Source organism: Rhizobium sp. S163 (genome assembly GCF_030380805.1).
Taxonomy (GTDB): domain Bacteria; phylum Pseudomonadota; class Alphaproteobacteria; order Rhizobiales; family Rhizobiaceae; genus Rhizobium.
On sequence record NZ_JAUDSA010000035.1, the window covers coordinates 80,078 to 93,703 of the forward strand.

A 13,626-nucleotide genomic window follows, 5' to 3' on the forward strand; every position below is an offset into this window, starting at 1 on the left:
TATCGTCGTGTCTATCGACGTAGAGCTGCCCGTTAGCCTTTGCCACCACTTGCTGGCTGCACCGCCGATTTGACGGTGCTTTTGTCCTTGCTCGGCGATGCCTTATGCGCGGGATCTGTGCCTGCATGCTCGCGTGCATGGGCTTCGGGTCCAGCAACGATCACACCATTCTGATCTTCGTCCACATGCTCTTTCGCCCGGCGGTTTGTGACGTCCTTGGCCATCGTCTCGGTCTCCTTTCGCGATACCTCGCACGTAAATGACCGGCAACGAGCCTTGTTCCATGCGGCCGCAGAAAGCGTCGACACAAGGAGGTGGCCGTTTGCTTAGGAATATGAGACGTTGCTTTTGCACCGGGTTGCTCAGCCTGGTCGGAGGTCGTCTTCCGAGACGTGCGAAATGCAGCAGGGAGGAAATAATGCCAGATGCAAGAATGATGTCCCAGATGGCTGAAAAGGCGGGTTTTATCGCTGCTCTCGATCAGAGCGGCGGATCGACGCCGGGCGCTCTGCGCCTCTACGGCATTGCGGATACCGACTACGGCAGTGAAGATGAGATGTTTCGCCTGGTCCACGAGATGCGCGTTCGTATCATGACGGCGCCGGCATTCTCGGGCGACAAGGTGATCGGCACCATTCTCTTCGAGAGAACCATGGACGGTGACGCCAAGGGCAAGCCTGTTCCCGCGTTCCTGTGGGAAGACCGTGGTGTCGTCCCGTTTTTAAAAGTCGACAAGGGGCTGGCAGCCGAAGTCAATGGCGTTCAGGTCATGAAGCCAATGCCGGAACTCGACGGTTTGCTGGAGCGGGCCGTCAAGAAGGGTATCTTCGGCACCAAGATGCGCTCCGTGATAGCCCAAGCCAACCGGGCCGGTATCGCCGCCGTCGTGCACCAGCAGTTCACCGTGGGGCAGCGCATCATTGGCCACGGCCTCGTTCCGATCATCGAGCCTGAGGTCTCGATCAAGAGCCCGACCAAGCGCGAGGCGGAGGTGATCCTGCGCGAAGAAATCCTGCGCGAACTTGACGCCCTGCCGGCGGATCAGAAGGTCATGCTGAAGCTTACGCTGCCAAGCGTCGACGACTTTTACAAGCCGCTTGTCGACCACAAGTCGGTCATCCGCGTTGTCGCCTTGTCAGGTGGCTACAGCCGGGCCGAGGCTTGCGAAAAGCTGAGCCAGAACCACGGCATGATCGCAAGTTTCTCAAGAGCGCTGGCGGAGGATCTGCGTGTCACGATGAGCGACGCTGAATTCGATCGCTGTATGCAGGAGGCAATCGATCAGATCTATGCGGCAAGTGCGGTGAAGTGAGGTCGAGGCGGCCATGATTTCGATTGTCTGATGGTCAGGAACAAGGGCGTTCGATCCACTGGGGATTGCTTTCCATTCGATCGAACGTCCGACCCTCTCCCTATCTGGCGCGGCTTATGAGTTGTCATCTCGCTTACCCAAGCATCCAAAGTTGAGTGGCTAGAAGGCTGCGCGCGCCAAGGTTATTTTCTTCGCAAAATCACGAAAGTTTCATCCCCGGTTTGTGAATGCTTAACGTCACAGATGATGTAAGCGCCCGACAAAATTGCCGGGGGTGTGTCGTGACCTTTCTCTCAAACTTGAAAATTTCCCATCGCGTGATGCTGCTTGCCTTGGTCGCACTGATCGGGATTGTCGCGATTTCCGCCATCTTCATCGGTCAGCGACAAGTCGAAGCCCGCTATCGCCAGACCGCCGACGGTTTGGCAAGGCAGCAACGTGATGTCGCAACCGCGCGGGACGATATTCGCGATACCCTGCTATGGGAAAAGGAATTCCTTCTTACGCGGCAGCTCGGCACAATCGAAGATTTCGACAAAGCCCTCCAAAGGGCCAACTCGGTGATTGATCGGCTGAAGGGTGATGCGCAGCCCGATCAGGCCGCCAAGCTTGAGGCTTTGAGTGGCGCGCTGCGCGCCTATGCCGGCACGTTTTCGGCACTCGTGGCAAAGGACAAGGAATTGGGACTTGATCAGTCCCAGGGTCTCGAAGGCGCCATGCGCGAGGCTGTGCACTCAATCGAAGGCCAGCTCGAAGGCGTGGCGGATGCCGAGCTGAAGGCCAGCATGTTGATGATGCGGCGACACGAGAAGGATTTCATTCTGCGCCGAAATCCGGATTACCTTGCCAAGCACACCGCCGAAGTCGCGACGTTTACCGAATTGATGAAGAAGGCGTTCCGGCCCGGCGCACAGCGCATGCGCGCCGCCGAAGCGCTCGCGGTCTACCAGAATGCGTTCCGGCTTTATGGCAAGGCGACGCTTGAGGAGGCCTCCGCGCGGGACGCGGTTAGCGCTGCTTATTCAGCGGTGCAGCCGGTGCTTTCTGACATCATCGAAAGCTACGCAGCGGCGCAGACCGCGACGCTGGCGCAGAATGATCGCGTCGGCCAGCGCAACATCACGCTCGTAATCGCGTTGATCGCTGTTGCGATCGGCCTCATCCTGGTCAGCGTATGGCTGATAGGCCGCTCGATCAGCGCGCCGATCCTGATGATCACGGCGGCGATGCGTCGGCTGGCCGACGGAGAGACGCAGCAGACTGCGCCGGGTGCCGCAAGGCGCGACGAAGTGGGTGCCATGGCGAAGGCGCTCGAAGTGTTTCGGCAGCAGGCGATCGCTGCTGCTGCACTCGAGGCAGAGGCCGTCGCGGCGCGCCGGGATGCGGAGGCTAACCGCGTCCAGATGCAAGAGCAGGCAGAAGCGCTCGCACGCGAACGGCTGCTGCAGGCAACAGGCGACCTCGGCGCCGGCCTGAAGCGACTGGCGTCCGGCGATCTCTCCTTCCAGCTTGTCGAACCATTCGCACCGGATTTTGAGAGCCTGCGAGGCGATCTGAATGCGACGTTGGGACAACTGGCCGAGGTGATGGGCGAGATTATGCAATCCAGTCATTCTATCGACAACGGCACCCAGGAAATCAGCAGCGGCGCAAACCAGTTGGCGCAACGCACGGAGCGCCAGGCGGCCTCGCTTGAGCAAACCGCCGCAGCACTCGACGAGATAACGGCCAATGTCTCGAATGCGACGAAACGTGTTGAGGATGCCCAACAGGTCGCGCGTGCGGCCAATGACAGCGCGTCGAAGGGGGCCGTCCTTGTCGATGAGGCGGTCTCCGTGATGGAGCGGATCGAAGGGTCGTCGAAGCGGATCGCAAGCATCATCGCGACTATCGACCAGATCGCTTTCCAGACCAACCTGCTGGCGCTCAACGCCGGCGTCGAGGCGGCTCGTGCCGGCGAGGCCGGACGGGGGTTCGCTGTCGTGGCACACGAGGTTCGCGAACTGGCGCAGCGATCCGCCAATGCCGCCAAGGAGATCAAGGCTCTGATCGACGGCTCCACGCTTGAAGTCGAAGAGGGCGTGCGCGCCGTCAGGGACACGGGCGAGGCGCTTCACGGCATCGGCAGGCACGTCGTCGCCATCAACCAGCATATGGAAGCAATCGCCCTGTCCTCGCGCGAACAGAGTATCGGTTTGGTCGAGATCAACACGGCGATGAACGGCATGGATCAGGACACCCAGCAGAACGCCGCCATGGTGGAGGAGAGCAATGCTGCGTCCGCCGTGCTTGCCGGCGAAGCCAACCGGCTGCGCGAACTCGTCTCGGTATTCAAGGTCACCGTCGATGACCGAAACGAGCCCTCGACGGCCCTGCGATTGGTCGGCGGCCGGCGTTAAGCTACGCCGGATTGCTCCTGGCTCTGATCGCAAGCAGAGGTGGGCTCGAACCAACGCCTCATACGCGCTCACGCGCCCCGATGTACTCTTCGCATCGGCGTGATATAATGGTTACCTTGGTGATGTCCGCTGTCGATTGTCCAGATGGAATGGTCACATGAGCGATGCCGAGACCCTATTTGGCGCCCTGCGACAGACGGCTGACGCAGAGGCTGTCGCATTGATCGAGGCCGCTGTCGCCGATGGCGTCGATCGCGATCTCAATCGTATCAACGTGCTCGCCTTTGCTTGCAGGCACCAACTTAGCGAGGAGCGCACAATCGAAGCATTTTTGCATGCGGCTCGGCTCGGCATTTTCGACATGACGTGGAATGTACTTTGTCCGGGCTGCGGCGGGGTGCTCGATACAGGGGCAAGCCTCAAGGGTGTTGTCCATGATATCTATCATTGCGGGCTTTGTGCCGCGGGTTATGAGCCGACGCTTGATGAGATGGTCGAGGTGACGTTCACTGTGAACCCACGAGTGCGCCGCATCGCGGCCCATGATCCCGATCTTTTGCCGCCTCTGGAATATTATCGGCAGATGTTCTTCAGCTCCGGTGTCGATCTGCCTGATAATCTCGAAGAAAAGTTCGCGCCCATTCAATTGGAGATGATCGACCTGTCTCCGGGCGAAAAAGCCTTCGTCTCGTTTCAGTTGCCGGCCCAGTTCGTCATCATCTTCGACGCTGTCACGCACTCGGCGCAGTTCATAGATGTAAAGGGCGATCCCACCAGCGAGCGTCAGTCGCTCTCGATGGTCATTACCCAAAGCCATGCGCTCAACGAGACCGTCACGCTGCGTCCCGGTCTGCTCCGGCTCGCGCTTGAAAACCACACCGACCGTAGAGTGGTGCCGAATGTCTGTGTCGCCGGCGATGAGTTACATGATCTGTTGGGACGCAGGCGGCCGTTTCTCACGGCCAAGCGTTTGCTGACGAACCAGAGCTTTCGCGACATATACCGAACCGACACGCTCGACGTCGATCAGCGCCTGAAGATCACCAGCCTCACCTTCCTGTTTACCGACCTCAGAGGATCGACAGCACTTTACGAGCGCGTCGGCGACATTGCGGCATTCGATCTCGTCCGATCGCATTTTCGCGTTCTCAACGAGATTGTCGCGTCCGAAACCGGCGCGGTGGTCAAGACGATAGGCGATGCCGTGATGGCGAGCTTTCCGACGCCCGATCGTGCGGTGGCGGCGGCCTTGCGGATGCGAAAGGCCATGTTGCGCCTGAACGCCGAGCACGGTGCCGACGATCTTCTCTTGAAGATCGGCATCCATGAGGGCTCGTGCCTCGCGGTCAATTTGAACGATCGCCAGGATTACTTCGGCCAGACGGTCAACATCGCCTCACGCGTTCAAGGTCTCGCCGATCCGAATGTCATCATGACAACGGAGGCGGTGGTGCACGACAGCCGTGTCTCGGAGATGCTGCGGGAGCGCAGCGTTCATTCGGTGTCGCGCATGGCCGCGCTGCAGGGCATCGGCCGCGAGGTCAAGATTTTCGCGCTGTCGTGATCGCCGACCGCTTATCCTGTTGCGGAAGGGCGCTTCAGGGCCTCGGTAATTTCGGCGCGCGCGACCCCGATCAGTGTTTCCATTGCGCGGCGTGCATTGTCAGGATTGCGCATGCGGATCGCCTCGAGCACATCCTGGTGCTTCTGGATGGCCTGCTCGTGAGACTGGCTGGCGCGGTTCGTCAGCCGGAAACTGGCAAGCAACGCCGCGCGGATTGCGCTGGCGAATTGACGATAGACCCAGTTGCCGCTGGCGTTGATGATCGCCGTGTGAAACTCGAGGTCGGCCCTGCTCCACTCCTCGTTATCGCGCGCATTCGCATCGACCATGTCCTCGAATGCCTGAGCGATCCGGGCGAGCTGCTTGGCAGTGGCCTTGGCTGCCGCTTGGGCGGCAGCGGCCGGCTCGAGCAACTGGCGCGCATCGATCAGCGAGGTGTAAAACGCCTCGTCCCCGCCGATTGAAAGCATCACGTCGAGAACCAGCGGGTCCAGGTAGTTCCAGTTTTCTCGATGGAGCACGATTGTTCCAGCCCGAGTGCGCGAGCGAACCATGCCGAGCGCGCTCAGATATTGCATGGATTCGCGCAGGCTCGTGCGACTGACGGAGAATTTCTCGGTCAATTCTGCCTCATTGGGCAAAGTCGATCCTTCGGCGAAATCGCCCGCAACGATCATATGGACGAGGCGCGATAGCAGGGTTTCGCGAACACTTCTCTTTCCGCGGGATGCGATCTCTACTCCGCCTTCCGTCAATTTCCTGTCTGTTTGCGTTGTCGCCACAGATTTATCTCCGATTCTTTCAGTTCCAGCTTGCTGCCGACGCCAGACCAGTCAAGCGTGCGCACCAAAAAATACGATTTATAGGCGAAACGGCGCTCCGTGCGGATATGTTTAGCACAGGATACCGCACTAAAAACACATCTTACGAAAAATAAATCGTATTTATATTGACATTGGTAAGACCAAGAATATGGTTGGTGGCGCTGGAGGAGGCGGGCGGGTCCGCATTCCTCACCATCTGATCTCAAGGGAGGGAGCGATGAAGCTCATTACGCGCGCCACAATGCTGGCACTTGGAACATTCGCCGCAGCGGGGCTATCGCCCGCCTTCGCACAGGACAAAGACCTGAAGGTCGGTGCAATCTACATGGACGCTCAGGGCTTTTATGCCGGCGTTCGCAAGGGTATCCAAACGGGTGCCAACGAAGCCGGCCGCAAGCTCGATGTTATCGAGACGAATGCGCAAGGTGACGCCAGCAAGGAATCGTCTTTCATCGATTCGCTTATTTCCTCCGGCGTTCAGGCGATCATCGTTTCCCCGGTTTCTGCCGACGGTTCCTCGCGCGCCATCCGCCGTGCGCATGACGCGGGCATCCCCGTCGTCTGCTACAATACATGCCTGAACGACGCCGACATGAAGGAGTACATCTCCGCTTATGCCGTCGGCGACCCCTATGATTTCGGGCACAAGCTTGGCGAAGCCGCCGCCGATTATTTCATCGCCGAGAAAAAGGACGCACCGAAGATCGCGGTTTTGAACTGCGAATTCGTCGAGGTCTGCGTGACGCGCCGCAAGGGCTTCGAGGAAGCGCTGAAGGCCAAGGTGCCGGGTGCTCAGATCGTCGCCAACCAGGAAGGGGCGATCCTCGACAAGGCTGTCTCCGTCGCCAGCACCATGCTGTCGTCGAACCCTGATATCGATGCCTTCTTCGGCGAAGCCGGCGGTGCGACCCTTGGTGCGGCGCGTGCCGTCAAGAGCCAGGGCAAGACCGGCCAGGTCGTGGTCTTCGGCGGCGACATGACGACCGAGATCGCCCAGGAACTGTCCGACTTCACGGTCATCAAGGCCGTCGTCGACATCTCGGGCCAGGGCCTCGGCAAACTGGCGCTCGCCCAGGCGATCAAGTCCGTTGATGGCCAGGCGCCCGCCGACATCAAGGTTCCCTACGACATCGACGTTTACAAGTCTTCAGAAGACGGCAAGGCTTGGCTGAAGGCACACGCCGACGGCATTCCGTGAGGCTTCGGGCCTGAGTTTCACGACAATCGAGGCCGCCAGGCGACTGGCGGCATCTTTCATCGGTGGAAAGTTTCATGACACAGACATCACTTGCGCCCAACCTCGCTCACCGCCCGATCGCATCCATCAAGGGATGCACGCGCCGCTATCCCGGCGTGCTCGCGCTTGACAATGCGACATTCCAGGTGGCCGGCGGCGAGGTTAGAGCGCTGCTCGGCAAGAATGGCGCGGGCAAGTCGACGCTGATCCGCATGCTGACCGGCGCGGAAATTCCAGACAGCGGCACCGTCGAGGTCGATGGCGAGGAACTGCGCCACTCTGGCTCCGGCCGTGCACAGGACGCCTTCGACAAGGGCGTTCGCGTCGTCTATCAGGAACTCAGCCTTGTTCCGGGCATGACGCTCGCCGAAAACCTGTTTCTTGGACGCTGGCCGCGAAAGGGTGGTGTCATCCAGTATGCCGAGATGGAGGCGCAAGCCTGCGAGGCGATGGGTCGGCTCGGTCTGGAGAGCGCGCCCAACACGCTGGTCGCAAGCCTGAGCCCGGCCGAACGCCAACTGCTTGAGATCGCCCGCGTTCTCCTCGGAAAGCCGAAGCTCGTCATTCTCGACGAGCCGACGAGTTCGCTTGCCGCTGCCGAGGCCGAGAAGGTCATGGCCGCCGTGACGCGCATTGCCTCGGAGGGGATTGCCGTCATCTATGTCAGTCACCGCATGAACGAAATCCGCCAGATCGCGCATTCGGCCACCGTCATGCGCGACGGACGCATCATCGACACTGTTGACGTCAAGGGTGCCGATACGCGCGAGATCGTCCGGCTCATGCTGGGCTCGGAAGGATCGCAGGCCGCGGCGCTGGAAAACAGAAGCCAGGAAAAGACCGTGCTCGAGGTTCGCAACCTCGCGCTGGCGCCGAAGCTGAGTTCGGTCTCGTTTCACCTGAAGGCCGGCGAGGTTCTCGGCATCGCCGGGTTGCTGGGCGCAGGCCGCACCGAACTGCTGCAGGCGATCATGGGTGTGCGGCGCCAGGACCAAGGCGAGGTGCTCGTCGACGGCAAGTCAGTCCGGCCCGGTCACTATAAGCGCATGCTGTCGCGCGGTTTCGGCTACACGCCGGAAAGCCGCAAGGAGGAGGGTATCGTCCCGCTTCTCGGCGTCGACGAAAACACGCTTGCGACGAACTTTTCCGGCGTCAGCAAGAGCGGCGTTCTTTCGGCGAAGATGATGGCCGAGGCGACGCGCAAGGTCATTGAACGCCTGCACGTCAAGACGGCGCGCACTGACACGCCGATCGGCACGCTGTCTGGTGGTAACCAGCAGAAGATCGTCATCGGCCGCTGGGTCTGTGCCAACAGCCGCGTTCTGCTGCTTGATGAGCCGACCAGGGGCGTCGATGTGGAAGCCAAGGCGCAAATCTATGCCATCATTCGACAGTTGGCTGCCGAAGGGCGCAGCGTCATCTTCGTCTCCAGCGAGATCGAGGAGCTACCGCTCGTCTGCGACCGCGTGGTTGTCTTGCGCGACGGAACGCTCTGCGAAGAATTCAAATCACCAAACATCGATCAGGACGCCTTGATGGCTGCCTGCATCGCCGGACATTGAGGGAGAGACGCCATGTCACTCGACCAGGCTGCAACGTCAGCATCATCAAGCAAGAAGTCGGGCTTCAGCTTTTCCCAGCACATGAACGAGCTGAGCCTCTTCGTCGCCATCGTCGTTCTTTATGTGGTCTTCACATCGACAGCCAATGGCTTCCTGTCTTTCAACAACCAGATCAATATCCTGCGCGACGCCGCCACGATCGGCATCGCTGCCTGGGCAGCGACCCTGATCATCATCGCTGGCGAGATCGATGTCAGCGTCGGGCCGATGGTCGCGTTCATCTCGGTGGTTCTTGCCTTCCTTCTACAGTGGGGCGTGCCAACGCCGGTGGCCTTTGCACTTTCGATCGTCATCGGCGCATTGCTTGGCTCGATTGCCGGCGCGCTGCGCGCTTACTTCGACGTTCCCTCGTTTGTTGCAACGCTTGGGCTATGGAGCGCGCTTCGAGGAACGGCATTGTTTGTGACCGACGCGCTTCCCGTTTCGATCGGCCGTAACGATACGCTCGACGCGCTCGACCGCTCCGTGCTCGGCATCCCGCCGGCCGCCATCATCATGCTGGTATTCTTCGCGATCTTCGCCTTCGTCAGCCGCAAGACCGCCTTTGGCCGCTCCGTCTTCGCGATCGGAGGCAATGCGCATGCGGCGTTTTTGAGCGGCATCAGCGTCTCGAAGATCCGCGTGGCGCTGTTTGCGATCGCCGGCGCGATGGCCGCCATCTCCGGCATCCTGCTCGTTTCCCGCTTGGGCTCGGGTAATGCCACTGCGGCGAACGGGCTCGAGTTTGACGTCATCGCGGCCGTTGTCGTCGGCGGCACGTCGCTCTCCGGCGGGCGCGGCTCGATGCTCGGCACGCTGCTCGGCGTTCTCGTCATCACGCTTATCGGGAACGGCCTCGTCTTGCTTGGCATCAATCCGTTCTTCCAGCAGGTCGTGCGCGGTCTCATCATCGTCATCGCGGTGCTCGCCAATATCCAGGCGATAAAGCGCAGCATGTCGCGCAACAAGGGCTGATGCGATGACGGTGCTCGATCTGAAATCCGGATCGCTTTCGCTTCGCGTCTCTTCCAAGGGAGGCCTGGTCCTGGGCTTCTGGAAGCAGACGCAGGGCGAAAGCGTGCCCTTGCTGCGCGCGGCGCCGTCATCAGAGGCAGACGCACTTTCCTCCGCCTGCTACCCGCTTGTTCCTTTCGGTAACCGCGTCCGCGACAACGGCTTCGTATTCGAAGGTGAGGAGTATCGGTTCGAGCCGAACACCGAATGGGACAAGCATTATCTCCACGGCGAGGGCTGGCAGGCCGATTGGACGATCGACCGGCAGACCGATGAGATGGTCGAGATGAGTTTCGCCCATCGCGGCGGCTCAACACCTTACGTCTATCGCGCAAGCCAGCGCTTCGCACTCGACGCATCCGGCCTGACTATGACGCTGACGGTCGAAAATCGTGGCGACCGGGCCATGCCCTTCGGTCTCGGCTGGCATCCTTATTTCCCGATGACGCCGAAGACGACGCTTCAGGCGCGGTCGCAGAAATTCTGGACCGAGGTCGAGGGTTGGCTGCCGGGCGAGCGGACGGATATCCCAACCGATCTTGACTTCAGACAACCGGCTGAGCTGCCACATCGCTGGGTCAACAATGGCTTCGAAGGCTGGGACGGCAGGGCGACGATTTCCTGGCCCGAGCGGCAGACCGCGTTGAAGCTTGAGGCTGATCCCATCTTTAAACACGCCTTCGTCTTCGTGTCCGATACCGGCTTCGACCCGAGCTTCAAGCGCGACTATCTCTGCTTCGAGCCGATGACGCATCTGGCGGATGGCCATCACCTCGCCGATCTTGGTGATCTGAAGGTGTTGGCGCCGTATGAAAGCCTCTCGGGCAGCGTTCGGCTGCGCCCCGAGGCCATTTGAGACTATCAAGACCGGAGTTGGTGAATGTCTGCGAAAGACCGTTACGACTACATCATTATTGGCGGCGGAAGCTCCGCCTGCGTGGTCGCGGCCAAACTGGTGCGAGAGGGGAAGGCCAGGGTTCTCATGCTTGAGCGGGGGCCGGCCAAGGCGAACCCGATCATGCATTTTCCCGCCGGCTACATGAAGTTTCTCGCAAAGGACACTTATCTCGCCATGCATCAGACCAAGCCGCAGCCGCAGCTTGACGGGCGCGGACCGATCGTGCCGCAGGGCAAGGTTCTGGGCGGCGGCAGTACGGTTAATGCCATGGTCTACATGCGCGGCCAGGCGGCCGATTTCGATCTGTGGAACGAGCTTTCCACGCCTGAAGGATCGAACGACGATGCCTGGTCGTATCAGGACCTGTTGCCGTACTTCAAGGCACAGGAAGACAATGACCATCTCGCCGGCGAGTTTCACGGCGTCGGCGGCCCTCTGAAGATCTCGCATCTCGGCCACACCAGCCCGATGACGCGGACCTATGTGAAGACGCTGCAGGGTATGGGCATTCCCTACAATCCGGATTTCAACGGCGCCCGCCAGTTCGGCGTCGGCTTCATGCAGCACACGATCGACTGGAGGACGCGCAAGCGCTCGAGCGCCGTGGACGCCTTTTTGGCGCCTTTAATGAGTGATCCGCTTCTAACGATCGAAACCGGCGCCACCGTCACCTCGCTTGATATGGACGGCGACCGAGTGACCGGCGTACGCTATGTGCAAAAGGGTACGCCGAAGCGCGCGCAAGCCGGAAGCGAAGTCATCGTGGCGGCCGGCGCCTACCAGACGCCAAAGCTGATGATGCTGTCGGGTATCGGGCCGGAAGAGGAGCTGAAGCGTCATGGTCTGAAGACGACCGTCGCCCTGCCCGGTGTCGGCAAGAACCTGCAGGACCACTACGAGTGCCCCGTCGTGGCGACCACGAAGGGATCGTTCGGCTATTACGGGCAGGATCGCGGCTGGCCGATGATCAAGGCCGGGTTGCAATATCTGATGTTCAAGTCGGGCCCGGTGTCGACCACGGGCGTCGAAACCTGTGCTTTTTACGATCCTGACGGCAACAACGAGCGGCCGACCATCCAGATGTTTTGCGTGCCGACCGTCTACCTCGATCGCGATGTGATGGGCACCGATCCGGGCGACGGGGTGACGATCAACTCGCTGCTGCTGCGTCCCAAGGCACGCGGCTCGGTCACGTTGTCTTCGAGCGACCCGTTCGCCAACCCGATCGTCGACACGCAGATTTTCGCGCATCCCGACGATCTGAGGCTGACGATGGCAAGCTTCCGCTTTGCCCGCACCGTGCTCGACGCCTCGCCAATAAAGGAACTGATCGACAAGGAAATCTTTCCCGGCCCCGACGTCAGCAGCGATGAGGGCATCGCTGCCCATTGCAAGCGCACCGTCAAGACCGGCTACCATCCTGTCGGAACCTGCAAGATGGGTGCCGACAGCGATCCGGAAGCCGTGCTCGACATGCAGTTGCGGGTCCGCGGCACGCGCGGCCTGCGCGTTGTCGATGCTTCCTTGATGCCCACCATTGTCAGCGGCAATACCAACGCGGCCGTTCTCGCCGCCGCCGGCAAAGCCGCCGACCTCATTCTCAGCTAAAGCGAGTAAGACCATGAAGATCACCAAGCTCACGACCTATATCGTCCCGCCGCGCTGGCTGTTTTTGAAGATCGAGACCGATGAGGGTATCGTCGGCTGGGGTGAACCCGTGGTCGAAGGCCGTGCGCTCACCGTCCAGGCGGCGGTGCACGAACTCGAGGACTACCTGATCGGCAAGGACCCGTTCCTGATCGAGGATCACTGGACGGTCATGTATCGCGGTGGCTTTTATCGCGGCGGCGCCGTCCATATGAGCGCGATCTCGGGCATCGATCAGGCGCTGTGGGATATCAAGGGCAAGGCGCTCGGTCAGCCCATCCACTCGCTGCTGGGCGGCCAGGTGCGTGACAAGATCAAAGTCTATAGCTGGATCGGCGGCGACCGGCCGGCCGACGTCGCGCGCAACGCCAAGGATGTGGTCGCGCGTGGCTTTAAGGCGATCAAGCTCAATGGCTGCGAGGAGATGCAAATCGTCGACAGCAACGAGAAGATCGACAAGGCCGTTGCGACGATCGCGACGATCCGCGAGGCGATCGGGCCGAATGTCGGCATCGGCGTCGATTTCCACGGCCGCGTGCACAAGCCCATGGCTAAAGTGCTCGCCAAGGAGCTGGAGCCCTACAAGCTGATGTTCATCGAAGAGCCGGTCTTGTCCGAGCACCGCGAGACGCTGAAGGAAATCGCCAATCATTGCTCGACGCCGATCGCGCTTGGCGAGCGTCTCTATTCGCGCTGGGATTTCAAGTCTGTGTTGTCCGATGGCTACGTCGATATCATCCAGCCGGATCTGAGCCACGCTGGCGGCATTACCGAATGCCGCAAGATCGCGGCGATGGCGGAAGCCTATGATGTGGCGGTCGCCCCGCATTGCCCGCTTGGTCCAATCGCGCTTGCGGCCTGCCTGCAGGTCGATGCCGTCAGCTACAATGCCTTCATCCAGGAGCAAAGCCTCGGCATTCACTACAACAAGAGCAACGACATCCTCGACTACATCTCTAATAAGGAGGTGTTCCACTATGCCGATGGTTTCGTGTCTATCCCGCAGGGCCCCGGCCTTGGCATCGAGGTGGACGAGGCCTATGTGATCGAACGTGCGAAAGAGGGGCATCGCTGGCGCAACCCGATCTGGCGTCACGAGGACGGCAGTTTCGCCGAGTGGTAAGGGTGTC

11 protein-coding genes are annotated in these 13,626 nt (G+C 60.6%); 9 read left to right on the forward strand and 2 right to left on the reverse strand.

The window, feature by feature from the left end:
* Nucleotides 1-32: 32 nt before the first annotated feature.
* Entirely contained in the window at nucleotides 33-224 is a 192-nt protein-coding gene (locus tag QTL96_RS24585) for a hypothetical protein (RefSeq protein ID WP_289729550.1), read from the reverse strand.
* Nucleotides 225-418: 194 nt separating this feature from the next.
* Between QTL96_RS24585 and QTL96_RS24590 the strand changes: the two genes are divergently transcribed.
* The 3 genes from QTL96_RS24590 to QTL96_RS24600 all read left to right on the forward strand — a co-directional run bounded on the left by QTL96_RS24590 (nucleotide 419) and on the right by QTL96_RS24600 (nucleotide 5,275).
* Nucleotides 419-1,312 carry a fructose bisphosphate aldolase gene (locus tag QTL96_RS24590; protein WP_113199746.1) on the forward strand — a complete coding sequence of 298 codons (894 nt, stop codon included), beginning with the start codon at nucleotides 419-421 and terminating at the stop codon, nucleotides 1,310-1,312.
* 281 nt (nucleotides 1,313-1,593) lie between these two features.
* Complete coding sequence (locus QTL96_RS24595; protein WP_354669145.1) at nucleotides 1,594-3,711, forward strand: HAMP domain-containing methyl-accepting chemotaxis protein; 2,118 nt, start codon at nucleotides 1,594-1,596, stop codon at nucleotides 3,709-3,711.
* Nucleotides 3,712-3,868: 157 nt separating this feature from the next.
* Nucleotides 3,869-5,275, forward strand: coding sequence for an adenylate/guanylate cyclase domain-containing protein (locus QTL96_RS24600; protein ID WP_113199744.1), 1,407 nt, complete (start codon nucleotides 3,869-3,871; stop codon nucleotides 5,273-5,275).
* Between the two features lie 11 nt (nucleotides 5,276-5,286).
* Here the strand turns inward: QTL96_RS24600 and QTL96_RS24605 are convergent, their stop codons facing one another.
* Complete coding sequence (locus tag QTL96_RS24605) at nucleotides 5,287-6,057, reverse strand: FadR/GntR family transcriptional regulator (RefSeq protein WP_112941171.1); 771 nt, start codon at nucleotides 6,055-6,057, stop codon at nucleotides 5,287-5,289.
* A gap of 259 nt (nucleotides 6,058-6,316) precedes the next feature.
* Between QTL96_RS24605 and QTL96_RS24610 the strand changes: the two genes are divergently transcribed.
* The 6 genes from QTL96_RS24610 to dgoD all read left to right on the forward strand — a co-directional run bounded on the left by QTL96_RS24610 (nucleotide 6,317) and on the right by dgoD (nucleotide 13,619).
* Nucleotides 6,317-7,297 (forward strand): substrate-binding domain-containing protein, encoded by a 981-nt coding sequence (locus tag QTL96_RS24610; protein WP_018897696.1) that lies wholly within the window; start codon nucleotides 6,317-6,319, stop codon nucleotides 7,295-7,297.
* 74 nt (nucleotides 7,298-7,371) lie between these two features.
* On the forward strand, nucleotides 7,372-8,898 hold the full coding sequence (locus QTL96_RS24615; protein ID WP_289729551.1) for a sugar ABC transporter ATP-binding protein: 1,527 nt from the start codon (nucleotides 7,372-7,374) through the stop codon (nucleotides 8,896-8,898).
* Between the two features lie 12 nt (nucleotides 8,899-8,910).
* Nucleotides 8,911-9,912, forward strand: coding sequence for an ABC transporter permease (locus tag QTL96_RS24620; RefSeq protein ID WP_112536412.1), 1,002 nt, complete (start codon nucleotides 8,911-8,913; stop codon nucleotides 9,910-9,912).
* A gap of 4 nt (nucleotides 9,913-9,916) precedes the next feature.
* Nucleotides 9,917-10,807 carry an aldose 1-epimerase gene (locus QTL96_RS24625; RefSeq protein WP_289729552.1) on the forward strand — a complete coding sequence of 297 codons (891 nt, stop codon included), beginning with the start codon at nucleotides 9,917-9,919 and terminating at the stop codon, nucleotides 10,805-10,807.
* A 24-nt stretch (nucleotides 10,808-10,831) separates the two neighbouring features.
* Nucleotides 10,832-12,457, forward strand: a complete 1,626-nt coding sequence (locus QTL96_RS24630; RefSeq protein ID WP_289729553.1) for a GMC family oxidoreductase N-terminal domain-containing protein — start codon at nucleotides 10,832-10,834, stop codon at nucleotides 12,455-12,457.
* A gap of 13 nt (nucleotides 12,458-12,470) precedes the next feature.
* Nucleotides 12,471-13,619 carry a galactonate dehydratase gene (dgoD, locus tag QTL96_RS24635; RefSeq protein WP_112941176.1) on the forward strand — a complete coding sequence of 383 codons (1,149 nt, stop codon included), beginning with the start codon at nucleotides 12,471-12,473 and terminating at the stop codon, nucleotides 13,617-13,619.
* Nucleotides 13,620-13,626: the final 7 nt, after the last annotated feature.

What these genes read in the sequence shown, in the direction of transcription:
- QTL96_RS24585 (WP_289729550.1), bottom strand. Translation starts at nt 224, where the DNA reads ATGGCCAAGGACGTCACAAACCGCCGGGCGAAAGAGCATGTGGACGAA.
- QTL96_RS24590 (WP_113199746.1), top strand. Translation starts at nt 419, where the DNA reads ATGCCAGATGCAAGAATGATGTCCCAGATGGCTGAAAAGGCGGGTTTT.
- QTL96_RS24600 (WP_113199744.1), top strand. Translation starts at nt 3,869, where the DNA reads ATGAGCGATGCCGAGACCCTATTTGGCGCCCTGCGACAGACGGCTGAC.
- QTL96_RS24610 (WP_018897696.1), top strand. Translation starts at nt 6,317, where the DNA reads ATGAAGCTCATTACGCGCGCCACAATGCTGGCACTTGGAACATTCGCC.
- QTL96_RS24615 (WP_289729551.1), top strand. Translation starts at nt 7,372, where the DNA reads ATGACACAGACATCACTTGCGCCCAACCTCGCTCACCGCCCGATCGCA.
- QTL96_RS24620 (WP_112536412.1), top strand. Translation starts at nt 8,911, where the DNA reads ATGTCACTCGACCAGGCTGCAACGTCAGCATCATCAAGCAAGAAGTCG.
- QTL96_RS24625 (WP_289729552.1), top strand. Translation starts at nt 9,917, where the DNA reads ATGACGGTGCTCGATCTGAAATCCGGATCGCTTTCGCTTCGCGTCTCT.
- QTL96_RS24630 (WP_289729553.1), top strand. Translation starts at nt 10,832, where the DNA reads ATGTCTGCGAAAGACCGTTACGACTACATCATTATTGGCGGCGGAAGC.
- dgoD (WP_112941176.1), top strand. Translation starts at nt 12,471, where the DNA reads ATGAAGATCACCAAGCTCACGACCTATATCGTCCCGCCGCGCTGGCTG.